This is a genomic window from Achromobacter sp. 2789STDY5608621 (genome assembly GCF_001299375.1).
GTDB lineage: Bacteria > Pseudomonadota > Gammaproteobacteria > Burkholderiales > Burkholderiaceae_B > Achromobacter > Achromobacter insuavis.
In genome coordinates this window covers 1-21,247 of record NZ_CYTU01000009.1, presented here as the reverse complement: position 1 = coordinate 21,247, position 21,247 = coordinate 1, and the positions used below count along the sequence as shown (strand labels likewise).

The window sequence follows — 21,247 nt, the reverse complement described above, 5'->3', positions numbered from 1 at the left end:
GATGGTAGTGATCGACACCGAACAAACCCGCCGCGCATTGTCGTTCGACGCGGCGATCCCGGCATTGCGCGAGGCGTTCCGCCAGGGCGCCCACGTGCCCACGCGCCACGTCCATGCCATCGAGTCGGGCGGCGCGCACGGCACCACGCTGATCATGCCGGCCTGGAACGAGCAGGGCTATTTCGGCGTCAAGGTCATCAACATCTTTCCCGAGAACACGCGCCAGTCGCTGCCCGGCCTGCACGCCACCTACAACCTGTACAGCGCCCGCACCGGCGTGCCGCTGGCGCAGGTGGACGGCGACCAGGTGACGGTGTTCCGCACCGCCGGCGCGGCCGCGCTGGGCGCGTCGTACCTGGCGCGGGAAGACGCGCGGGTGCTGGTCATCGTCGGCTCGGGCCGCATTGCCGGACTGGTGGCGCAGGCCATGCGCACGGTGCGGCCGATCGACAAGGTGTGGGTCTGGAACGTGCGTCCGGCCGGCGCCGAGGCGCTGGCGGCGGCGCTGCGCGAGCAGGGCTTCGACGCCAGCAGCACCCTGGACCTGGAAAAGGCCGTGCGCGAGGCCGACATCGTCAGCTGCGCGACGCTGTCGACGGTGCCGCTGGTGCGGGGCGACTGGCTGCGCCCGGGCGCCCACCTGGACCTGATCGGCAGTTTCAAGCCCGACATGATCGAGACCGACACGGCCTGCTTCGACGGCACCACGGTCTACGTGGATACCGACGAGGCGCCGACCAAGGCCGGCGACCTGCTGGCCGCGTTCGAGGCCGGCGTGCTGGCGCGCGAGGACATCCGCGGCAATCTCACCGACCTGGTGCGCGGCCAGGCGCCGGGCCGCACCCGGGCGGACGAAGTGACCGTGTTCAAGGCGGTCGGCAGCGCGCTGGAAGACCTGACGCTGGCGGCGCTGGTCTACGAGGCTTGCAGCGGTCAGGCAAAATAACGCCATCCGCCGTTTTTCTTTCTTGCGAGCTGTCGTCATGTCCCGCTTCTTCGTCCGCTATGCCTGCGCGCTCGCGCTGGCCGTTCCCGCCCTGTCCGTCCATGCCGAGATCGTGATCGGCGTGGATGTCTCCACCACCGGCCCGGCCGCGGCGATCGGCATCCAGACCAACAACGCCATCCGCCTGTGGCCCGGCACGCTGGGCGGCGAGCCGGCGCGCTACGTGGTGCTGGACGACGGCACCGACGTCAGCCGCGCGGTCAAGAACCTGCGCAAGCTGACCTCGGAAGACAAGGTCGACGCCATCGTCGGCCCCAACACCACCGCCGCCGCCCTGGCCGGGCTGGACGTGCTGGCCGAGACCGGCACGCCGATGATCGCGCTGGCGGCCTCCAGCGTGATCGTCGAGCCGCTGTCCGATCCCAAGCGCGCCTGGGCCTTCAAGATGCCGCAGAACGATTCGCTGATGGCGACGGTGCTGGTCGAGGACATGAAGAAAAAGGGCTTCAAGAACGTGGCATTCATCGGCTTCGCCGACTCCTACGGCGACAGCTGGTGGAAGGAGTTCTCCGCGGCCGCCGGCAATGACATCAAGATCGTGGCGCAGGAACGCTTCCAGCGCACCGACGCGTCGGTGGTGGGCCAGGCGCTCAAGGTGATCGCCGCCAAGCCCGACGCGGTGTTGGTGGCCGGCGCCGGCACGCCGTCGGCGTTGCCGCAGAAGACGCTGCTCGAGCGCGGCTACACCGGCACCATCTACCAGACCCACGGCATCGGCACGCTGGAATTCCTGCAGGTCGGCGGGCGCGACGTCGAAGGCACGCTGTTCCCCACCGGGCCAGGCGTGGTGGCGCGCGAGCTGCCGGATTCGAACCCGGTCAAGAAGGTCGCGGTGGAATTCGCCGACAAGTACGAGCGCCAGTACGGCGCCAACACCCTGACGCAGTTCGCCGGCGACGCCTATGGCGCCTGGATGCTGCTGGATTCGGCGGTGGCGCGCGCCCTCAAGACCGGCGCCAAGCCCGGCACCCCCGAATTCCGCGTCGCCCTGCGCGACGCGCTGGAGAACACCCGCGACCTGATCGTGCCCAACGGCGTGCTCAACATCTCCAAGGACAATCACCAGGGTTTCGACGAGCGCGCCCGCGTGATGGGCGTGGTGCGCAACGGCAAGTTCTCGTACGCGGACGCGGCCGGGAAAAAATAGGGGACGACATAGTCCCCTACGGTTCGTAACGAGTGCTCACCCGTCATAGGGCAGGGCGCGGGAAAAGCAGGCTTCGGCCTGCTTTTTTTGTCCACATCATTAGAGGTGAAATGATTTAATGTCGTATCATTTTTAGCGAAGCCATGTACCTAGAAATAAATACGGGAGAAATAGACCATGATCGTCCAACGCACCCGCGCCATCCTGCTGGCCCTGAGCCTGGGCCTGCTGGCCGCCTGCTCCGACTCCGGTTCGGACAAGCCCGCGCAGGGAGCCAGCGCGCCCGCCGCCGGCGGCACGCTGGAAGCCGCCAAGGCCGCCGGCAAGATCCGCATCGGCTATGCCAACGAGGCGCCGTTCGCCTTCATGGACAGCAAGGAAGCCAAGGTCACCGGTGAATCGGTGGAAATCGCGCGGGTCGTGCTCAAGCGCATGGGCATCAACGAGGTCGAGGGCGTGCTGACCGAGTTCGGCTCGCTGATCCCGGGCCTGCAGGCCAAGCGTTTCGACATCATCGCGGCCGGCATGTACGTGACGCCCGAGCGCTGCGGCCAGGTGGCGTTCTCGAACCCGACCTATGGCGTGGGCCAGGCGTTCCTGGTCAAGCAGGGCAACCCGAAGAACCTGCATAGCTACGAGGACGTGGTCAAGAACCCGGACGCCAAGCTGGGCGTGGTGGTGGGCGCCATCGAAGCCGAATACGCGTCCAAGGTGAAAGTGCCGGCCGGCCAGATGGTGGTGTTCCCCGATGCCGTGAGCGCGCTGTCCGGCGTGCAGGCCGGGCGCGCCGACGCCTACGCGGCCACCGCGTTGACGGTCAACGACCTGATGGGCAAGACCGACGCAGGCAGCGGCCTGGAGAAGGCCGAGCCGTTCACCGACCCGGTGATCGATGGCAAGGGCGTGCGCGGCTACGGCGCCTATGCCTTCCGCACCGACGACAAGGCCTTCGCCGACGCCTTCAACGCCGAGCTGGCCAAGTTCATCGGCACCGACGAGCACAAGCAGCTGGTGGCGCCGTTCGGCTTCACGCCCGAGGAGCTGCCCAAGGACGTCACGGCCGCCAAGCTCTGCGCCGCGAAGTAGGGGGCGCCGATGCCGCTCATATCCGAACATATCGCCGAACTGGCGCCGCCGCTGCTGGAAGGCCTGGCGGTGACGCTGGAAATCATGGCGGGCGCCGTGGTGCTGGCGGTGCCGCTGGCGCTGGCGGCGGGCGTGGGGCGCCTGTCGACGCTGCGGCCGGTGCGCTGGCTGGCGTCGATCTATGTCGAGGTGTTCCGCGGCACCTCGGCGCTGGTGCAGCTGTTCTGGTTCTATTTCGTGCTGCCGCTGTTCGGCGTGCAGCTGCCGGCCATGCTGGTGGGCATCGTGGTGCTGGCGCTCAATGCCGGCGCCTATGGCGCCGAGGTGGTGCGCGGCGCGATCCGCGCGGTGCCGCCGGGCCAGCGCGAGGCCGGCGTGGCCCTGAACCTGACGCGCGGCCAGATCATGCGCCGCATCGTGGTGCCGCAGGCCATCCCGGCCATGCTGCCGCCGGCCGGCAACCTGCTGATCGAACTGCTCAAGAACACCGCGCTGGTGTCGCTCATCACCATCACCGACCTGACCTTCCGCGGCCAGTTGCTGCGCAGCGAGACCCTGCGCACCACCGAGATCTTCACGCTCATGCTGTTGCTGTATTTCGCGGTGGCGCTGCTGATCACCGCCGGCGTGCGGCTGCTTGAACGGAGGGTCCGCGTCCGATGAAACCGATATTCGACTGGTCCTTCGCGCTGGAGATCCTGCCCACCCTGGGTTCGGCGCTGGTCATCACCATCCAGGCCACGGTGCTGGGCATGCTGGTGGCCGTGACGCTCGGCCTGGCGCTGGCGTTGCTGCGGCGCTCGCGCCTGGCGCTGCTGCGGCTGCCCACGGCGTTCGTGATCGAGTTCGTGCGCAGCACGCCGCTGCTGGTGCAGATGTACTTCCTGTTCTACGTGCTGCCCCTGACCGGGGTGCGGATGTCGCCGCTGGCGACCGGCATCGTGGCGCTCGGCCTGCACTACGCCACCTATTGCGCCGAGGTCTACCGCGCCGGCATCGAGGCGGTGCCGCGCGGCCAGCTGGAAGCGGCGCGGGCGCTGAACATGTCGCCGTGGCGCACCGCCGTGGGCGTGGTGTTGCCGCAGGCGATCCCGCCGGTGGTGCCGGCGCTGGGCAACTACCTGGTGGCCATGTTCAAGGACACGCCGCTGCTGTCGGCGATCACGGTGGTCGAGCTGCTGCAGCAAAGCAAGATGATCGGCTCCACCACCTTCCGCTACACCGAGCCCCTGACGCTGGTCGGCGTGCTGTTCCTGGCGCTGAGCCTGATCGCGGCCTGGGGCGTGCGCGGCCTGGAGACCCGCCTGCAACGATATGGAGGAAAGCGATGAGTTCCAGCATCACCATCAAGAACCTGCACAAGCGCTATGGCGAGCTGGAGGTGCTCAAGGGCATCAACCTGGAGATCCCGGCCGGCCAGACGGTGGCCGTGATCGGGCCGTCAGGCTCGGGCAAGTCGACCCTGCTGCGCGTGCTGATGACGCTCGATCAGCCCAGCAGCGGCGAGATCGAGATCGACGGCGAGCCGATGTGGACCGACGCCCAGGGCCGCCCGGCCGGCGCCAATTCCGAGCACCTGCGCAAGGTGCGCGGCAAGATCGGCATGGTGTTCCAGCACTTCAACCTGTTCCCGCACATGACCGCGCTGGGCAACGCCATGGAGGCGCCGGTGCACGTGCTGGGCATGACGCGCGACCAGGCCCGCGAACGCGCGGTGGAATACCTGGAAATGGTCGGCCTGGGCGACAAGCTCGACGTCTATCCGGCGCAGCTGTCGGGCGGCCAGAAGCAGCGCGTCGGCATCGCCCGCGCGCTGGCGATGTGCCCGGAGATCATGCTGTTCGACGAGGTCACCTCGGCGCTCGATCCGGAGCTGGTGGGCGGCATCCTGCAGATCCTGCGCGACCTGTCGGCGCGCAAGAGCATGACCATGATCATCGTCACCCACCAGATGAAGTTCGCCGAGCGCAGTTCCGACCGCACGCTGTTCTTCGACCAGGGCAACATTGTCGAGGATGCCGCGTCGCAGACGCTGTTCAGCGATCCGAAGGAAGCGCGCACCCGGCAATTCCTGGACAGCGTGATCGAAGGTCAATAAGAATGGGTAATAAGGCCGGCGCCATCACGCCCTAAACCCCCACGCGGGCGTCGGAATTGGCGGCCCGGGCGGGTGTCGGCGCTATGCTGTGCATCCGCGTCCATCGCCCGGAGCCCTACGCATGAGTCATCTTTTCAGTCCCACGTCAGTCGGCAATGTCGAACTGGCCAACCGCATCGTCATCGCGCCCATGTGCGAGTACTCGGCCGACGAGGGCCGCGCCACCGATTGGCACATGATCCACCTGGGCCACCTGGCCCTGTCGGGCGCGGCGCTGCTGTTCACCGAGGCGACCGCGGTCGAGGCCGACGGCCGCATCTCCCCGGGCGACCTGGGACTCTGGTCCGACGAGACCGAAGCCGCGCTCGGTCGCGTGGTGCAGGCGGTGCGCCGCTATTCGCCGATCAAGCTCGGCATCCAGCTGGGCCACGCCGGCCGCAAGGCGTCGAGCCACGCGCCCTGGGAAGGCGGCCAGCTGGTGCCGCCGGAGCAGGGCGGATGGCAGGGCTGGGCGCCGTCGGCGTTGCCGCACAACGCCTCCGAGCCGGCGCCGCGCGCGCTCGACGCGGCAGGCCTGGCGCGGGTGCGCGACGCTTTCGTCGACAGCGCCCGCCGCGCCATCCGCCTGGGGTTTGACGCCATCGAGCTGCACGCGGCCCATGGCTATCTGCTGCATCAGTTCCTGTCGCCGCTGGCCAACCAGCGCGACGATGCGTACGGCGGTTCGCTGGAGAACCGCATGCGCTTTCCGCTGGAAGTGTTCCGCGCGGTGCGCGAGGTGACGCCGTCGTCGGTGGCGCTGGGCGTGCGGGTGTCGGCCACCGACTGGGTCGAGGGCGGCTGGGACCCGGCGCAGACCGAGGCGTTCGCGCTGCGGCTCAAGGAGCTGGGCTGTGAGTTCATCGACGTCTCCAGCGGCGGCGTGTCGTCGCTGCAGAAGATCCCGGTGGGGCCGAACTACCAGGTGCCGTTCGCCGACGCGATCAAGCGCGCGGTCGGCCTGCCCACCATCACGGTCGGCCTCATTACCGAGGCGCAGCAGGCCGAGGACATCGTGGCGCAAGGACAGGCCGACATGGTGGCGCTGGCCCGCGGCATGCTGTTCGATCCGCGCTGGCCCTGGCATGCCGCCGCGCAACTGGGCGGCCAGGTCAATGCGCCGCGCCAGTACTGGCGCTCGCAGCCGCGCGAGTTGAAGGAACTGTTCGGCGAGACGCGCTTCGGCCAACGCTAGCGCGCGCGCCCCAACGAAAAACGCCGCATCATGATGCGGCGTTTTTCATGGGCGGGCGGCGCGCGCTTACAGGCGCGAATAGGCCGCTTCCAGCTCGCGGTGCAGGATGTCCGCGAAGTCGGCGCGGGCGGCGTCGTGCTGCGACAGCAGGCGCGCCAGCACCACGTTGTCCTCTTCGCCGTTCCAGATCTTGATGTAGGTGCCTTCCTTGTAGCCGTGCTGCTGGCGGAAGATGTTCAGCACGTTCTTGGAAACGTACTGGGTGTAGGCGTCGTTCCAGCTCATCTCGCAGGCCGTCATGCTCTGCTCGAGCAGCTTGAAGCTGGCGCGGCCGCACACGGCCAGGCCGCCGATCAGTTCCAGCAGTTCGGGCACGTTCAGGCTGGCCAGCGCGTAGCTCTTGCCATCCAGCGTGATCGATGCGGGGCCTGCCAGGTCGGCCACCAGCGCGGCGGCGGCGGCGCTGACGTCGCCCTTGGCCTGCACGATGGTGTGCGACAGGTAGAAATGCAGGATGTCGACCAGTTCCATCTGCACCTGCGGCAGGTCGATGGTCTGCTTTTTCCACCACTTCCAGCCGTAGTGCTCCAGGGCCTCGGCCGATTCGACGAAGGCGGCGCGCAGGAAGCGGGCGCCGCCGTTGATCCAGTCCGGATTGATCATGCTGTTCAAGTCGCCTTGCAGCTTCAGCATCGTGGCCGCCTGGGCCTGGTTCAATCCGACAACGTTATTCACTTTTACTCCGGTATTCGTGGGGTCTGTTCGACAGCGGCGGAAATGTTAGCACCAATGCCGCCGCGGCCGTGGCCGCTCACGCGTCCTTGCGGTACGACGAGGTCTTGAGCGGCGGCAGCTTTTCCAGCGGCCGCTTGCGCGGGTCGCGGGCGCCGCTGGCGGCCTTGAACAGCATCAGCGCGAAGAAGCCCAGGAACACCGCCGGCATGAAATCATCCAGGTCGAAGCGCGGCGCGTGCAGCGCCTTGAAGGCGACATTGACCGCGGCCCAGCCGGCCACCGCGCCGGCGATGGTCAGGAAGATGCCCTGCTTGCGCTGGCGCGCGCGCTTGGCCAGCGAGACCGCTTCGGCGTCGGTCTGGCCGGGGGCGACGGTGGGCGGCACGCTGTCGGCGCGGCGCGACTGCAGCGGCGGCGGGGCCGTCTTGCCCCAGGTCAGGTCGTTCAGGGAGCCCTGGCTCGGCACGGGCGCGGGCGTCGGCGCGGGCGTGGCCACCGGCGCGGCGGCCTGGCGCTTGGCCTCGGCCTTGCTCGGCACCCGTCCGGGCGTGGCGCCGCCGGCGCGCGACAGATTCTCGATGTAGCGCGCGAAGTCGCCGTTCTTCGGCTCCAGGTCGATGGCCATGCTGTTCTCCGCTAGTTGCCGCGACGGATGCGGGCCGGCTGCCGGCGCTTGCGCATCATCGCGACCAGAAGCCCGCATCCTAGCAGCACCGAGAAGCCGGCGCCGATCATCATGGCGATCTGCTGCGCGTTCTGGGCGGCGCCCAGGCTGCGCGCGGTGATGTAGCCCGGCGCCAGCATCAGCGGCATCCACAGCACGGCCGACAGCACGTTGGCCATCTGGAAGCGGCCATGGGCCATGCCCATGACGCCCGCCACGGTCGGGATGGTCGAGCGGATCGGGCCCAGGAAGCGGCCGATCAGCACCGAGGCGAAGCCATAGCGGTAGAAGAACAGCCGGGCGCGGGCGACGGCGGTGCGTTGCTGCTTGAGCGGCCAGCGGCGCAGCACGCTGGGGCCGGCCCAGCGGCCCAGCGCGTACGACAGGGCGTCGCCGACGATGGCGCCGGCAATGCCCCAGGCCAGGATGCTCCACGGGTCCAGCGTGCCCGCGCCGATCAGGCCGCCGGTCAGCAGCATCAGCGCGGTCGCGGGGATGAACAGGCCCAGCAGCACCATCGATTCCCCCAGCGTGAGCAGGAAGGTGATGGGGCCGGCCCAGGCCTGGTTGGTTTCGATCAGCACGCCGATCTTGTCGATGTATTGGTCCATGGGTCGAAACTTGAAAATTAGCTGAATGCAATCGGGTATCTTAACGCCTGCGTGATGGCCGGCAGGTGAAAATGGCGGTCCATCGAAGGCTTTCGTCGGAGTGTTATGGATTCGGTTACACAAGCCGTGCTGGGCGCGGGCATACAGGGGGCGCTGCTGGGGCGCGTGCAGGGGCGCCGGGCGCTGATCTACGGCGCCGCGCTGGCGACGGTGCCGGACCTGGACGTGCTGATGCGCTACCCGGATCCGGTGTCGCTGATGACCTACCATCGCGGCTTCTCGCACTCGATCTTCGTGCTGACCGGCCTGGCGCTGCTGCTGACCTGGCTGATACGCAAGTACTGGCCGCAGGCCCCCTATAGCGGCAGGCGATTGTTCCTGACGCTGTGGCTAGTATTGGTGACGCATCCATTGCTGGACGCCTTCACCGTCTATGGCACGCAGTTGTTCTGGCCGCTGCCATCGATCCCGGAAAGCTGGGCGGCGGTCTTCATCATCGACCCGGTCTACACCGTGCCGCTGCTGCTGGCGTCGGTCTACGCGATCATCGCGGGCATGACGCGCAACGCCCGGCGCTTCCTGGCCGGGGCGCTGATCTTCAGCACCGCCTATCTGGGGTTCGGCCTGGCCGGCCGCCTCGCCGCCGAGCACCGGGTGCGCGACGCGATGCAGGCGCAGGGCATTGCCGTCACCGAGCTGCGGGCAGTCCCCATGCCGCTCAACACGCTGCTGTGGCGCGTCATCGCCAAGACGCCCGACGGCCATTACTACGAGGCCGTCAGCAGCTGGTTCGATCGCGAGCCGCCGGAATGGCTGCGCCAGCCGCTGCATCCGGAACTGGGCCAGGCGCTGGCGGGCGTGCCGCTGCACCAGCGCCTGCGCTGGTTCACCGACGACTGGCTGCGCTATGACGCGATGGGCGATGCGCTGGTGGTGACCGATCTGCGCATGGGCATGGCGGGCCACTACAACTTCCGCTTCAAGATGGCCGAGCGCGGACCCGACGGCAACTGGCGGCCGGTGACCCCGTCCAGCTGGCCGGGCGAGCGGGGCGGCTGGGCCGAACTCAAGCTGGTGCTGGCGCGCATCCTGCATGCCCAGCCGCCGCTGCCGTTGGCGCAATGGGCGGACACCGCCACGCGCTAGACCGGCCTTCGAGCCCCGATACCCGCCGCGATCCGGCGGGTTTTTTCATGCCCCGCCGCGGCGCCGGGATGAGTCCGTATTGACCGTCCGTCCGGCCCTGCATTATTCTTGTTCGATATTAAGGAACAGTAGTTCCGTTTTGTGGAACATTGAATGAGTATTCTCGACGGCGTCCAACGCGTGCTGGCGCTTTATGCGGAAGGCGCGGCGGAGCTCAGCTTCACCGACGTGGCGCAGCGGCTGTCCATGCCCAAGAGCACGGCATCGCGCCTGCTCAACCAGATGCAGCACTACGGCATGCTGGACCAGGACGCGGCCTCGCGCCGCTACCGTCCCGGCCTGCTGCTGTCGCAGGCGGTGCGAGCCGGCCTGGCGGCGACGCCGCTGGATGAGGCCTGCCGCAAGGTGCTGGCGCGCCTGTCCGCCGACAGCGGCCTGACCGCCTATCTGTCCACCCTGAACCAGCGCGAAACCGTGGTGCTGCAGCGCCTGAATGGTTCGCACCCGGTGCAGGTGCTGTCGCCGCCCGGCTCGCGCCGCGCCGCCTCGGGCACGGCGATGGGGCGGGCGCTGCTGTCGCGCCTGAGCCAGGCCGAGTTCGACGCGCTCTATGGCGCCGATCCGGCGCAGTCGCTGCCGATGGAAGGCAAGGATTGTCCGGCCACCGTCGGCGAACTGGCCCAGCGCGTGGCGCAGACCCGCGCCGACCATTACGGCGTCGCCATCGACCAGGCGATGCCCGGCATCGGCGCCGTGGCGGCGGCCGTGCGCGATCCGTCCAGCGGCGAACTGCGCGGCCTGTGCCTGTCCTTCGTGTCGTTCCAGGTCGACGCGGTCCGCGTGGCCGCGTTGCGCGATGCCCTGACGCAGCAGGTCGCCGCGCTGGGGCGCGAACTGAACGATCCCTACTGGCTGGACTGACGCCCCGGCCCGATCCTTTTTACCGATTCCCGCTATCCGGCCGCGTCCGCGCGGCACCCCGACTCACCGAATCCACGGAACCTTGCACATGAACCTTCTGCTCCTCAGCAATTCCAGCAGCGACGCCGGCTACCTGGTGCACGCCTTGCCCGACATCCGCGAACTGATCGCCTCGCTGCCGGCCGGCGCGCCGGCGGTGTTCGTGCCGTACGCCGGCGTCACCCGCGACTGGGACGACTACACCACGCTGGTGGTGTCGGCGCTGGCCGACACCGGGCTGGACATCCAGGGCCTGCACCGCGCCGCCGATCCGGCGGCCGCGCTGGAACAGGCCGCGGTCATCATCGTCGGCGGCGGCAACACCTTCAACCTGCTCGGCCAGCTGCGCCGGCAGGGCCTGCTGAGCGTGGTGGCGCGCCGTGTGCGCGAAGGCGCCGCCTACCTGGGCTGGAGCGCCGGCTCCAACCTGGCCTGCCCCAGCATCTGCACCACCAACGACATGCCGATCACCGATCCCGAAGGCTTCGACGCGCTCGGCCTGCTGTCCTTCCAGATCAATCCGCACTACACCAACGCCCATCCTCCCGGCCACCGCGGCGAGACCCGCGCGCAGCGCCTGGCCGAGTTCTGCACGCTGAACCCGACCATGCCGGTGCTGGGCCTGCCCGAAGGCGCCGCGCTGCGCGTGCGCGACGCCGCCATCACGCTGGTCGGCCCGCATGACGCGACCCTGTTCCTGGGCGGCAACGAGCCGCGCGTGTTCCAGCCCGGCGTCCTGGAGATCCCGGCATGAAACAGGTCATCGATACCATCGAGCTGCTGTCCTCGGCCCATGTCACGGGCGAGGCGGTGGCGCAGGTCCTGCGCGAGGCCGGCCATTGTGAAGTCGAGGTCACGCGGCTCGAGCGCGACGGCCTGTCCACCGACTTTCTTTCCATCGTCATTCCCGGTTCCGACGCGAACGCGCCGCAACTGGGCATCGTCGGCCGCCTGGGCGGCATCGGCGCGCGTCCGGCCGTCACCGGCCTGGTGTCCGACAGCGATGGCGCCGTGGTCGCCGTCGCCACCGCGCTCAAGCTGATGGCCATGGCGCGCCAGGGCGACGTGCTGCCCGGCACCGTGCGCATCCGCACCCACATCTGCCCGCGCGCCGGCACCCGGCCGCACCACCCGGTGCCGATGATGCGCTCGCCGTTCCCGATGCGCGAAATGATGTCGCACGAAGTCGATCCGCGCATGGACGCGATCCTGTCGGTCGACACCACCCGCGGCAACCGCCTGGTGAACCAGCGCGGCGTGGCGCTGACGCCCGTGGCCAAGCAGGGTTACCTGCTGCGCATTCCCGAGACCATGCTGGACGTGCTGGGCTGGGTCAGCGGCCAGTTGCCCCTGACGCTGCCGTTGACCACGCAGGACATCACGCCCTACGAGAACGGCCTGTGGCACGTCAATTCGCTGATGCAGCCGGCCATTGTCACCGACGCGCCGGTGGTGGGCGTGGCGCTGACCGCGCAGACCGCCGTGCCCGGCTGCGCCACCGGCGTGACCAACGCGGTCGACGCCGACGTCGCCATGCGCTTCTGCATCGAGATCGCCAAGCTGTTCGGTCAGGGCGCGATGACCTTCTTCGACGCTGCCGAATGGGGCGCGTTGCAGGCCCGCTACGGCTCGATGGCGCACCTGCAGACCACCGGCCAGGAACCCGGGGGCGCGCAATGAGCGCGCCCAAGCCGCGCCGCGTGGCGTTCTTCACCATCGGCCAGTCGCCGCGCAGCGACGTGGTGCCCGAGATGGCGCCGTTGCTGGGCGCGCACGTGCGCATCGACGAATTCGGCGCGCTCGACGGCCTGGACGCCGCGGCGCTGGCCGCGCTGGCGCCGCGACCCGGCGAATACCGCTTCGCCACGCGCATGCGTGATGGCAGCCAGATCGAGCTGGACGCCGCCGCCGCCGAGGCCCGCCTGGCGCAGGTGATGCGCGAGGCCGACGCCGCCGGCTACGACCTGCTGGTGCCGCTGTGCACCGGCACCGCGATCGCGCCGATGCGCACGCTGGTGGTCGAGCCGCAGCAGGTGGTCGACCATCTGGTCGCCGGCCTGTCGCAGCACAGCCGCAAGGTCGGGCTGGTGGTGCCGCTGGAGGCGCAGGTCGACGCCTTCCACATGGCCGTGCCGCTGGAATGCCCGGCGGTGGTGGTGCATGCCTCGCCCTACGAAACGGACGCGGCGCGCGCGGCCGCCAATTTCACGCAGGCCGGCCGCGAATTGGCCGACTGCGATTTCATCGTCATGCATTGCATGGGTTACGCCGAACGCATGCGCCAGGCCGTGGCGCAGGCTTCGGGCCGCCCGGTCCTGCTGTCGAATCGTGTCGTCGCGCAGATGCTTGCGCAAATACTGGAATAAGGGAATCCACTTCATGTTCAGCCGTAGTTTGCAACGCGCCGCGGGCGCACTGTTCGTCGTCAGCACCCTGGCGGCCGCGCCGGCCATGGCCGCGGATGCCTGGAAGCCGACCAAGCCGGTGCGCCTGCTGGTCGGTTTCGCGCCCGGCGGCTCCGCCGACACGCTGGCGCGCCTGCTGGCCGAGCCGCTGTCGCAGCGCCTGGGCCAGACGGTGGTGGTCGAGAACCTGGCGGGCGCGGGCGGCAACATCATGGCGTACCGCCTGTCGCAATCGCAGCCCGATGGCTACACCATCGGCATCGCCGCGGCCGGCTCCATGGCCATCACACACGTGCTCAACGCCAAGGGCACCAGCTACAAGCCGACCGACTTCACGCCCATCACGCTGGCCGCGGTGCAGCCCAACGTGGTCATCGTCAACAAGGACGTGCCGGCCAACAACCTGGCCGAGCTGAAGGACTACTTCCAGAAGACGCCGACCGCCACCTATGGCACCGCCGGCGTGGGCATTTCCAACCACCTGATCGCCGAGACCATGCTGTACAAGCTGGGCGTGAAGGTGCCGCACGCGGCCTACCGTGGCGCGGCCCCGGTCATCACCGACCTGCTGGGCGGCCACATCGCGATGACGATGGACAACATCTCCACCGCCGCGCCGCTGGCGCTGCAGGGCAAGGTCAAGGCCATCGGCGTGGCCTCGCTCAAGCGCTCGCCGCAATTGCCCAACGTGCCCACGCTCGACGAGCAGGGCCTGAAGGGCTTCGACATGCCGACCTGGCAGGGCGTGTTCGCCCCGGCCGGCCTGCCGGCGGACGTGCTGGCCGCCTACTACGCGGCGCTGCAGGACGTGCTCAAGCAGCCGTCGGTCATCGAGAAGATGGCTGGCCTGGGTTCGGAACCGGTCAGCGGCATGACGCCCGAGAAGTTCGGCCAGTTCCTGGAGAACGACCGCAAGCAATGGGCCGACATCGTGCGCGCCGCCAACATCAGCCTGGAACAATAAGGCCACCGCGCGCGCCGGCCTCGGCGGGCGCCGCAAACAAAAACGCCAGACTCGCGTCTGGCGTTTTTTTTGGCCCGGACGAACGCGGGCGTGTCAGGCCGGCAGCCGCGCCGCGATCTCGGCGATCAGGCGGCGCGCGGCATCGAGCTTGTCGGCGGCCGGCAGCGGGTGCGCGCCCTGCGCGTCGAACAGCACCAGTTCGGTGGTGTCGGCGTCCATCACCTTGTGCGCCAGGTTGCCCACCAGGAGCGGGATGCCCTTGCGCTGGCGCTTGGCCTCGGCGTGCTCGGCCAGCTTCTCGGTCTCGGCCGCGAAGCCCACACACCACGGGCCGTCCGGCAGCTTGGCCACTTCGGCCAGGATGTCGGGGTTGGGCTCGAATTCCATCTGCGGCGCGCCGCCGCCTTCGCTGGTCTTCTTCAGTTTCTGGTTGCTGACGTTCTTGACGCGCCAGTCGGCCACGGCCGCCACGGCGATGAAGATGTCGGCATCGGCGGCGCTGGCCATCACCGCGTCGTGCATCTGCCGCGCCGTCATCACCGACAGGGCGGTGACGCCGCGCGGCACGGGCAGGGCGGTGGCGCCGGTGATCAGCGTGACGCGGGCGCCGGCCTCGCGCGCGGCCCGCGCCAGGGCGTAGCCGGTCTTGCCCGACGAGCGGTTGCTCAGCACGCGCACCGGGTCGACCGGCTCGGACGTGGGGCCGGCGGTCAGCAGCACGTGGCGGCCGGCCAGCAGCTTGGGCTGGAAGAAGGCGATCAGGTCGGTCAGGATTTCATGGGCTTCGAGCATGCGCCCGTCGCCGGTCTCGCCACAGGCCTGTTCGCCGGCCGACGGGCCCAGGATGCTGATGCCGTCGGCGCGCAGCTGCGCCACGTTGCGCTGGGTGGCCGGGTTGGCCCACATCTCGCGGTTCATGGCGGGCGCCACCAGCAGCGGGCAGGCGCGCGCCACGCACAGCGTCGACAGCAGGTCGTCGGCCATGCCGTGGGCCAGCTTGGCCATGAAGTCGGTGCTGGCCGGCGCGATCAGCACGGCGTCGGCGCCGCGCGTCAGGTCGATGTGCGCCATGTTGTTGGGCACCCGCGGGTCCCAGGCATCGACGAACACCGGGCGGCCGGACAGAGCCTGCATCGTCACCGGCGTGATGAAGTGCGTGGCCGCCTCGGTCATCACCACGTCGACGACGGCGCCTTGTTCGGTCATGCGCCGCACCAGCTCGGCGATTTTGTAGCAGGCGATGCCGCCGGTCAGGCCGAGGACGATGCGTTTGCGGGCGAGGTCGAGCATGGGTGTCGGACGGCGGTTTGAATGCCGTCAAATCAGGGAACGGACAGTGATTTTATTCCGCATTGCCGCATCGCGCCGTTCGCCATGCATGCAGGGGGGCTCAAATAGACAAAAACCCGGCCGAGGGCCGGGTTTCGAAGGGGGCGGGGAGGGCGTCAGGCGCGCGGCTTGCGGGCCCGCAGCAGCTCGTCCAGCACCAGCAGCACGGCGCCGCAGCTGATGCCGACGTCCGCCAGGTTGAAGGCCGGGAAATACCAGTCGCGCCAGTAGAACAGCAGGAAGTCCACCACGTGGCCATACACCACCCGGTCGATCACGTTGCCGATGGCGCCGCCCAGGATCAGGGTCAGCGCCAGGCAGAAGCGAGGCTGGCCGCGGGTGCGGCGCAGGATCACGGTGATGACCACGGCGGCGACGATGCCCAGGCCGGTGAACAGCCAGCGCTGCCAGCCTTCCTCGGACGCCAGGAAGCTGAATGCCGCGCCGCGGTTGTACAGCAGCGTGAAGTCGAAGAACGGCAGCAGGTTCAGGCGTTCGCCGTACTGGTACGAGGTGTTGAAGTACACCTTGGTCAGCTGGTCCAGGACGATGATGGCGAGGGCCAGCGCCAGCCAGCGTCCCACCCGTGCGGGCGGGGCGCTGGCGGGCGCCGCGGCGGCGTTGCCGTGGGGGCCCGCCATGCTCAGGCCTTGTCGCGGGCTTCGCCCGAGCCGAACAGGTTGGACACGCAGCGGCCGCAGATCTCGGGGTGATCCGGATCCTGGCCCACGTCCAGGCGCCAGTGCCAGCAGCGCTCGCACTTCTTGTGCTTGGACGGCGTCACCTCGATGCGGGTCTCGCCTTCGCCGGCGTGCACGGTGGCGCGCGAGACGATCAGCACGAAGCGCAGGTCGTCGCCCAGGCTGGCCAGCAGCTGCTGGTCTTCGCCGCTGGCGTACAGGTCGACCTCGGCCTGCAGCGACGAACCGATGTCGCCGGCCGTGCGCACTTCCTCCAGCTTGCGCTGGACCTCGGCGCGGATGGCGCGCAGGCGCGTCCACTTGGCCGACAGGGCCTCGGCATCGGCGAACGGCGGCAGCGCGTGGTAGACCTCGGTGAAGATGGTGACGCGGGCGGCGTCGGCCTGGTGCTTCAGGGCCGAGCCGACCAGTTCCTTCCAGGCCTCTTCGGCCGTGAACGACAGGATCGGCGCCATCAGCTTGAGCAGCGTCTGGGTGATGTCCAGCAGCGCGGTCTGGGCCGAGCGGCGGGCCACGCTGTCCACCTTCGAGGTGTACAGGCGGTCCTTCAGGATGTCCAGGTAGAACGCGCCCAGGTCTTCCGAGCAGAACGTCTGCAGGCGCGAGACCGCCGGGTGGAAGTCGTAGCGTTCGTAGTGGCCCTGCACCTCGGCCTGCATCTGCGCCGTCATGGCCAGCGCATAGCGGTCGATCTCGAACAGCTCGCCGTAGGGCACGGACTGCGACACGGCGTCGAAGTCGGCCAGGTTGGCCAGCAGGAAGCGCAGCGTGTTGCGGATGCGGCGGTAGCCTTCGACCACGCGCTTGAGGATCTCGTCGGAGATCGACAGCTCGCCCGAGTAGTCGGTGGAGGCGACCCACAGGCGCAGGATTTCGGCGCCCAGCGAATCGGACACCTTCTGCGGCGCGATCACGTTGCCGACCGACTTGCTCATCTTGCGGCCCTGGCCGTCCACCACGAAGCCGTGCGTCAGCAGGGCCTTGTAGGGCGGCTGGCCGTACAGCATGCAGCCGGTCAGCAGCGACGAATGGAACCAGCCGCGGTGCTGGTCGGAGCCTTCCAGGTAGAGGTCGGCGGGCCAGCCCAGTTCGGCGCCGTGCGAGCCGGCGAAATCGCCGTCCTTGCCGCCCAGCACGGTGGCGTGGGTGCTGCCCGAGTCGAACCACACGTCCAGCGTGTCGCGGTTCTTTTCGTATTGGTCGGCTTCATCGCCCAGCAGCTCGCGCGGGTCCAGCGTCTGCCAGGCCTCGATGCCGCCTTGCTCGACGCGTTGCGCGACCTGTTCCAGCAGCTCGGCCGTGCGCGGGTGCAGCGCGCCGGTTTCCTTGTGCACGAAGAAGGCCATCGGCGTGCCCCACTGGCGCTGGCGAGACAGGGTCCAGTCCGGACGGTTGGCGATCATCGCGTGCAGGCGGGCGCGGCCCCAGGCCGGGTAGAAGGCCGTGGCGTCGATGCCGGCCAGCGCCGATTCGCGCAGGGTCGGGCCGCCGTCCTTGGGCCGCACGTCCATGCCGGCGAACCACTGGCTGGTGGCGCGGTAGATGATCGGCGTCTTGTGGCGCCAGCAGTGCATGTAGCTGTGCTTGTGCTTTTCGACGTGCATCAGCGCGCCGGCTTCCTTCAGGGCCTCGACGATCTTGGGGTTGGCGTCCCAGATCGACAGGCCGCCGAACAGCGCCAGGCTGTCGACGTACTTGCCGTCGCCCATGACCGGGCTGATGAAGTCGGTGTCCTTCATGCCGTGCTCCTTGCACGAGATGAAGTCTTCGATGCCGTAGGCGGGGGCCGAGTGCACCACGCCGGTGCCCGAGTCGGCCGTGACGTAGTCGCCCAGGTAGACGGGGGCCTTGCGGTCGTAGGCGGCTTCGAACTGCGCCAGCGGATGGCGGAATTCGATGCCCGACAGCGCCGCGCCCGGCGCGGTGGCGATGATTTCGCCTTCCAGGTTCCAGGCCTTCAGGCAGGCCTCGACGCGGTCGCGCGCGATCAGCAGCAGCGGGCCGAACTTGGGGGCGGGCGACACGCGCACCAGCGCGTATTCGATTTCGGGGTGCAGGTTCAGCGCCTGGTTGGACGGGATGGTCCAGGGCGTGGTGGTCCAGATGACGATGGCGCCGTCGTCGACCTTGTCCAGGCCGAAGGCCTTGGCCAGCTTGTCGTGCTCGGCGAACGGGAAGGCCACGTCCACTGCCGGGTCGACGCGGTCGGCGTACTCGACCTCGGCCTCGGCCAGCGCCGAGCCACAGTCGAAACACCAGTTCACGGGCTTGAGGCCGCGGAACACGTAACCCTTGTCCAGGATGCGGCCCAGCACGCGGATCTCGTCGGCTTCATTGCTGAAGTTCATCGTCATGTAGGGACGATCCCACTCGCCCAGCACGCCCAGGCGCTTGAAGTCCTTGCGCTGGCGGTCGATCTGCTCGAGCGCGTAGGCGCGTGCCTTGGACTGCACTTCGGCCACGGGCAGGTGCTTGCCGTATTTCTTTTCGATCTGGATCTCGATCGGCATGCCGTGGCAATCCCAGCCCGGCACGTAGTGCGCGTCATAGCCGGCCATGTTGCGGCTCTTGACGATGATGTCCTTCAGGATCTTGTTGACCGCGTGGCCGATGTGGATGTCACCGTTGGCGTAGGGCGGGCCGTCGTGCAGCACGAAGCGCGGACGGCTGCGGCTGGCGGCGCGGATCGCCTGGTAGACGTGGTTTTCCTCCCACTGCGCAATCCAGGCGGGCTCGCGCTTGGCGAGGTCGCCCCGCATGGGGAAGGGGGTATCGGGCAGGTTGAGGGTCTTTTTATAGTCCATGAACGGCAAAATAGGCGCGCGCGTTTCGCGCGTCTTCGGCGATGGCGGCAGTCAGGGAAGGGAGGTCAGGAAATTTTTCTTCGTCCCGCAGCTTTTGCAGGAATTCGATACGCACGAGTTTACCGTATGCGTTGACGGTCTCGTCGAGCAGGTGTGCTTCCAGCAGCACGCGTCCGCGGTCCTCGACCGTCGGGCGCACGCCCAGGCTGGCCACCGCCGGCAGGGCGCGCTCGGCCAGGCCATAGACCTGCACCACGTAGATGCCGGAACGGGCCGCGCAGCGCTCGGCCACCCGCAGGTTCATGGTCGGAAAGCCCAGGGTGCGGCCCAGCTTCTGGCCGTGGATCACGTGGCCGCTGATATGGAAGGGGTGGCCCAGCAGGTGGCGGGCCCGGTCCAGGTCGCCCACCGCCAGGGCGGTGCGCACCTCGGAACTGGAAATGCGGTGGCCGTGGCGGTCGGTAACGTCGGCCAGGGTCTGCACCTCGAAGCCGTGGCGCAGGCCGGCTTCGCGCAGCAGGTCGATGTCGCCGCTGCGCTTGTGGCCGAAGCGGAAGTCCTCGCCCACCAGCAGCCATTTGGTGTCCAGGCCGTGAACCAGCAGGTTCTCGATGAAGGCGTTGGCCGACATTTCGGCCAGGCGGGCGTTGAAGCGCTCGACCACCACCTGGGACACGCCGTAGCGCGCCAGCGCCGCCAGCTTGTCGCGCAGCCCGGAAATGCGGGTCGGCGCCAGCTCGGGGCGCTGGTTCAGCGTGGCGAAGTACTCGCGCGGGTGCGGCTCGAAGGTCATCACGGCCGGGGTCAGGCCCCGGTCGCGCGCGACCTGGCAGACCCGCGCCAGCATGGCCTGGTGTCCGCGGTGGACGCCGTCGAAATTGCCGATGGTCAGCGCGCTGGGAGCGCGCTGGGCGGGCGGCGGAAGGGATCGGTAGATGCGCAGCGGTGGTTTCACGAGCGAGAGTTTACAATTTTGGATTACGGGATTGTTCGTCATCCCCAATTTGGATCGCTCATCTTGCCGGAAACCTCTACTACAACGCGCCGCATCGTCATCCTGATCTCGGGACGCGGCAGCAACATGCAGGCCCTGGTCGAGGCCTGTCGCCAACAGGGCTGGCCGGCCAGTATCGCCGCCGTGATCGCCAGCCGCCCGGACGCCGCCGGCCTGGAATGGGCCGCCGCCCAGGGCATCGCCACCGCGGCGCTGTACCACAAGGACTATGCCAGCCGCGAAGCCTTCGACGCCGCGCTGGCCGCTGAAATCGACCTGCACGCGCCGGATTACGTCATCCTGGCCGGCTTCATGCGGGTGCTGACCCCCGGCTTCGTCAACCGCTACAGCGGCCGCCTGGTCAACATCCACCCGTCGCTGCTGCCGGCGTTCCCCGGCCTGCACACGCACGCCCAGGCGCTGGCCACCGGCGTGCGGGTGCATGGTTGCACCGTGCATTTCGTGACGCCGGTGCTGGACCACGGTCCCATCATCGCCCAGGGCTGCGTGCCGGTCCTGGCCGGCGACACGCCCGAAATGCTGGCCGAGCGCGTGCTGGAAGTCGAACACCAGGCTTTTCCGACCGCCGTGCGCTGGCTGGCCGAAGGCCGGGTTACCCTGACGAATGACCACCGGGTGGACGTGCAGGGCGATCCTGACCGCCTGTTCACCTGGTCCGCGGCGGCTTGAGCGCCGCCGTTGCGCACCGCGGGCCGCCTGACGGTCCCTGAATCGCTTTTATCGGGCGGCGCCTGGCCGCCCCACTGGAATACACCATGAGCAAACCCCAATCTCCGCGTTCCCGTCCGGCTGCCGAAGGCCGCGACGGCCGGTCCTTCTTCTCGCGCCCCAAGGGCGAGGCCCGCGGCGCGCAGGAACGCGCGCCCCGTGCCGAGCGCGCCGCCGGTGACCGCGAAGGCCGTCCGGACGAACGCCGCGACAGCCGTCCGACCCCGCGCCCGTCCTATGACGCGCCGCGCGGCGAAGGCCGCGGCGAACGCGCTTCCTTCGGCGACCGTCGCGAAGGCTCGGGGCGCCCGACGCCTCGTCCCGCCTACGAGGGCGGCCGCGGCGAGGGCCGTGGCGAGCGCGGCTCGTACGGTTCGGAGCGTCGTGAAGGCCAGGGCCGTGGCGGCGAACGCGGTTCCTTCAATTCGGACCGCCGCGAAGGCCAGGGCCGTCCGGATTCGCGTCCGTCGTACGGCTCCCAGCGGGGTGAAGGCCGTGGCGGTGAACGCGGCTCCTTCAATTCGGACCGCCGTGAAGGTTACGGCCGCCCGGATTCGCGTCCGTCCTCCGGCTCCCAACGCGGCGAAGGCCGTGGCGGTGAACGCGGCTCCTTCGGTTCGGACCGCCGTGAAGG

The 21,247-nt window shown here is 68.9% G+C and carries 21 protein-coding genes and 1 pseudogene; 15 read left to right on the top strand and 7 right to left on the bottom strand.

Going from position 1 to position 21,247, the window contains the following annotated elements; genetic code table 11:
• Position 1: 1 nt before the first annotated feature.
• The 7 genes from AOZ53_RS11590 (at position 2) to AOZ53_RS11560 (ending at position 6,571) form a co-directional block, all read left to right on the top strand.
• On the top strand, positions 2–946 hold the full coding sequence (locus AOZ53_RS11590) for a bifunctional Delta(1)-pyrroline-2-carboxylate/Delta(1)-piperideine-2-carboxylate reductase (protein ID WP_054460484.1): 945 nt from the start codon (positions 2–4) through the stop codon (positions 944–946).
• A 37-nt stretch (positions 947–983) separates the two neighbouring features.
• Positions 984–2,153, top strand: coding sequence for an ABC transporter substrate-binding protein (locus AOZ53_RS11585; RefSeq protein ID WP_054487868.1), 1,170 nt, complete (start codon positions 984–986; stop codon positions 2,151–2,153).
• A 177-nt stretch (positions 2,154–2,330) separates the two neighbouring features.
• Entirely contained in the window at positions 2,331–3,239 is a 909-nt protein-coding gene (ehuB, locus tag AOZ53_RS11580) for an ectoine/hydroxyectoine ABC transporter substrate-binding protein EhuB (RefSeq protein WP_054430057.1), read from the top strand.
• A gap of 9 nt (positions 3,240–3,248) precedes the next feature.
• A complete protein-coding gene (ehuC, locus tag AOZ53_RS11575) occupies positions 3,249–3,902 on the top strand; it encodes an ectoine/hydroxyectoine ABC transporter permease subunit EhuC (RefSeq protein WP_054430055.1) in 654 nt (217 codons plus the stop codon).
• The gene (gene ehuD / locus AOZ53_RS11570; protein WP_054430053.1) at positions 3,899–4,570 is read left to right on the top strand and encodes an ectoine/hydroxyectoine ABC transporter permease subunit EhuD; all 672 of its coding nucleotides are present in this window, start codon (positions 3,899–3,901) and stop codon (positions 4,568–4,570) included. Before ehuC ends, ehuD begins: the two co-directional genes overlap by 4 nt.
• Positions 4,567–5,337 (top strand): ectoine/hydroxyectoine ABC transporter ATP-binding protein EhuA, encoded by a 771-nt coding sequence (gene ehuA / locus AOZ53_RS11565; protein WP_054430052.1) that lies wholly within the window; start codon positions 4,567–4,569, stop codon positions 5,335–5,337. The genes ehuD and ehuA overlap by 4 nt, the downstream gene beginning before the upstream one ends.
• 121 nt (positions 5,338–5,458) lie before the next feature.
• Complete coding sequence (locus AOZ53_RS11560; RefSeq protein WP_054430049.1) at positions 5,459–6,571, top strand: NADH:flavin oxidoreductase/NADH oxidase; 1,113 nt, start codon at positions 5,459–5,461, stop codon at positions 6,569–6,571.
• A 66-nt stretch (positions 6,572–6,637) separates the two neighbouring features.
• Here the strand turns inward: AOZ53_RS11560 and AOZ53_RS11555 are convergent, their stop codons facing one another.
• The 3 genes from AOZ53_RS11555 to AOZ53_RS11545 all read right to left on the bottom strand — a co-directional run bounded on the left by AOZ53_RS11555 (position 6,638) and on the right by AOZ53_RS11545 (position 8,581).
• Positions 6,638–7,288 (bottom strand): dUTP diphosphatase, encoded by a 651-nt coding sequence (locus AOZ53_RS11555; RefSeq protein WP_054487865.1) that lies wholly within the window; start codon positions 7,286–7,288, stop codon positions 6,638–6,640.
• A 94-nt stretch (positions 7,289–7,382) separates the two neighbouring features.
• Complete coding sequence (locus tag AOZ53_RS11550) at positions 7,383–7,931, bottom strand: hypothetical protein (protein WP_054430047.1); 549 nt, start codon at positions 7,929–7,931, stop codon at positions 7,383–7,385.
• A gap of 11 nt (positions 7,932–7,942) precedes the next feature.
• The gene (locus tag AOZ53_RS11545) at positions 7,943–8,581 is read right to left on the bottom strand and encodes a DedA family protein (protein ID WP_054430045.1); all 639 of its coding nucleotides are present in this window, start codon (positions 8,579–8,581) and stop codon (positions 7,943–7,945) included.
• A gap of 105 nt (positions 8,582–8,686) precedes the next feature.
• Between AOZ53_RS11545 and AOZ53_RS11540 the strand changes: the two genes are divergently transcribed.
• The 6 genes from AOZ53_RS11540 (at position 8,687) to AOZ53_RS11515 (ending at position 14,056) form a co-directional block, all read left to right on the top strand.
• Positions 8,687–9,727: a metal-dependent hydrolase gene (locus tag AOZ53_RS11540; RefSeq protein WP_054430043.1), complete on the top strand. Its 1,041-nt coding sequence runs from the start codon at positions 8,687–8,689 to the stop codon at positions 9,725–9,727.
• A gap of 153 nt (positions 9,728–9,880) precedes the next feature.
• Positions 9,881–10,648 carry an IclR family transcriptional regulator gene (locus tag AOZ53_RS11535; protein WP_054430041.1) on the top strand — a complete coding sequence of 256 codons (768 nt, stop codon included), beginning with the start codon at positions 9,881–9,883 and terminating at the stop codon, positions 10,646–10,648.
• An 88-nt stretch (positions 10,649–10,736) separates the two neighbouring features.
• Positions 10,737–11,441 (top strand): dipeptidase PepE, encoded by a 705-nt coding sequence (gene pepE / locus AOZ53_RS11530; RefSeq protein ID WP_054487863.1) that lies wholly within the window; start codon positions 10,737–10,739, stop codon positions 11,439–11,441.
• Entirely contained in the window at positions 11,438–12,367 is a 930-nt protein-coding gene (locus AOZ53_RS11525) for a DUF1177 domain-containing protein (protein WP_054487861.1), read from the top strand. Before pepE ends, AOZ53_RS11525 begins: the two co-directional genes overlap by 4 nt.
• On the top strand, positions 12,364–13,053 hold the full coding sequence (locus AOZ53_RS11520) for an AroM family protein (protein WP_054430036.1): 690 nt from the start codon (positions 12,364–12,366) through the stop codon (positions 13,051–13,053). The genes AOZ53_RS11525 and AOZ53_RS11520 overlap by 4 nt, the downstream gene beginning before the upstream one ends.
• Before the next feature lie 13 nt (positions 13,054–13,066).
• A complete protein-coding gene (locus tag AOZ53_RS11515) occupies positions 13,067–14,056 on the top strand; it encodes a Bug family tripartite tricarboxylate transporter substrate binding protein (protein ID WP_054430035.1) in 990 nt (329 codons plus the stop codon).
• A 93-nt stretch (positions 14,057–14,149) separates the two neighbouring features.
• On the opposite strand, the gene coaBC is transcribed toward AOZ53_RS11515, so the two are convergent.
• The 4 genes from coaBC to AOZ53_RS11495 form a co-directional block, all read right to left on the bottom strand.
• A complete protein-coding gene (coaBC, locus tag AOZ53_RS11510) occupies positions 14,150–15,346 on the bottom strand; it encodes a bifunctional phosphopantothenoylcysteine decarboxylase/phosphopantothenate--cysteine ligase CoaBC (RefSeq protein ID WP_054475470.1) in 1,197 nt (398 codons plus the stop codon).
• Positions 15,347–15,501: 155 nt separating this feature from the next.
• Complete coding sequence (gene lspA / locus AOZ53_RS11505; RefSeq protein ID WP_054430031.1) at positions 15,502–16,026, bottom strand: signal peptidase II; 525 nt, start codon at positions 16,024–16,026, stop codon at positions 15,502–15,504.
• A 2-nt stretch (positions 16,027–16,028) separates the two neighbouring features.
• Positions 16,029–18,890, bottom strand: coding sequence for an isoleucine--tRNA ligase (ileS, locus tag AOZ53_RS11500; RefSeq protein ID WP_054487859.1), 2,862 nt, complete (start codon positions 18,888–18,890; stop codon positions 16,029–16,031).
• Entirely contained in the window at positions 18,880–19,845 is a 966-nt protein-coding gene (locus AOZ53_RS11495; protein ID WP_054430028.1) for a bifunctional riboflavin kinase/FAD synthetase, read from the bottom strand. The genes ileS and AOZ53_RS11495 overlap by 11 nt, the downstream gene beginning before the upstream one ends.
• 63 nt (positions 19,846–19,908) lie before the next feature.
• Here AOZ53_RS11495 and purN point away from each other — a divergent pair, with 63 nt between their 5' ends.
• The gene (gene purN, locus AOZ53_RS11490; RefSeq protein WP_054430027.1) at positions 19,909–20,574 is read left to right on the top strand and encodes a phosphoribosylglycinamide formyltransferase; all 666 of its coding nucleotides are present in this window, start codon (positions 19,909–19,911) and stop codon (positions 20,572–20,574) included.
• Between the two features lie 86 nt (positions 20,575–20,660).
• Positions 20,661–21,247, top strand: a pseudogene (locus tag AOZ53_RS11485) (hypothetical protein); the annotation flags it as partial.

Excerpts from the sequence above, each read along its gene's own strand:
- ehuC (WP_054430055.1), top strand. The coding sequence starts at position 3,249 with ATGCCGCTCATATCCGAACATATCGCCGAACTGGCGCCGCCGCTGCTG.
- AOZ53_RS11590 (WP_054460484.1), top strand. The coding sequence starts at position 2 with ATGGTAGTGATCGACACCGAACAAACCCGCCGCGCATTGTCGTTCGAC.
- ehuA (WP_054430052.1), top strand. The coding sequence starts at position 4,567 with ATGAGTTCCAGCATCACCATCAAGAACCTGCACAAGCGCTATGGCGAG.
- AOZ53_RS11535 (WP_054430041.1), top strand. The coding sequence starts at position 9,881 with ATGAGTATTCTCGACGGCGTCCAACGCGTGCTGGCGCTTTATGCGGAA.
- ehuB (WP_054430057.1), top strand. The coding sequence starts at position 2,331 with ATGATCGTCCAACGCACCCGCGCCATCCTGCTGGCCCTGAGCCTGGGC.
- coaBC (WP_054475470.1), bottom strand. The coding sequence starts at position 15,346 with ATGCTCGACCTCGCCCGCAAACGCATCGTCCTCGGCCTGACCGGCGGC.
- AOZ53_RS11520 (WP_054430036.1), top strand. The coding sequence starts at position 12,364 with ATGAGCGCGCCCAAGCCGCGCCGCGTGGCGTTCTTCACCATCGGCCAG.
- AOZ53_RS11515 (WP_054430035.1), top strand. The coding sequence starts at position 13,067 with ATGTTCAGCCGTAGTTTGCAACGCGCCGCGGGCGCACTGTTCGTCGTC.
- AOZ53_RS11525 (WP_054487861.1), top strand. The coding sequence starts at position 11,438 with ATGAAACAGGTCATCGATACCATCGAGCTGCTGTCCTCGGCCCATGTC.
- AOZ53_RS11585 (WP_054487868.1), top strand. The coding sequence starts at position 984 with ATGTCCCGCTTCTTCGTCCGCTATGCCTGCGCGCTCGCGCTGGCCGTT.
- AOZ53_RS11560 (WP_054430049.1), top strand. The coding sequence starts at position 5,459 with ATGAGTCATCTTTTCAGTCCCACGTCAGTCGGCAATGTCGAACTGGCC.
- AOZ53_RS11540 (WP_054430043.1), top strand. The coding sequence starts at position 8,687 with ATGGATTCGGTTACACAAGCCGTGCTGGGCGCGGGCATACAGGGGGCG.
- pepE (WP_054487863.1), top strand. The coding sequence starts at position 10,737 with ATGAACCTTCTGCTCCTCAGCAATTCCAGCAGCGACGCCGGCTACCTG.
- lspA (WP_054430031.1), bottom strand. The coding sequence starts at position 16,026 with ATGGCGGGCCCCCACGGCAACGCCGCCGCGGCGCCCGCCAGCGCCCCG.
- ehuD (WP_054430053.1), top strand. The coding sequence starts at position 3,899 with ATGAAACCGATATTCGACTGGTCCTTCGCGCTGGAGATCCTGCCCACC.
- AOZ53_RS11550 (WP_054430047.1), bottom strand. The coding sequence starts at position 7,931 with ATGGCCATCGACCTGGAGCCGAAGAACGGCGACTTCGCGCGCTACATC.
- ileS (WP_054487859.1), bottom strand. The coding sequence starts at position 18,890 with ATGGACTATAAAAAGACCCTCAACCTGCCCGATACCCCCTTCCCCATG.
- AOZ53_RS11545 (WP_054430045.1), bottom strand. The coding sequence starts at position 8,581 with ATGGACCAATACATCGACAAGATCGGCGTGCTGATCGAAACCAACCAG.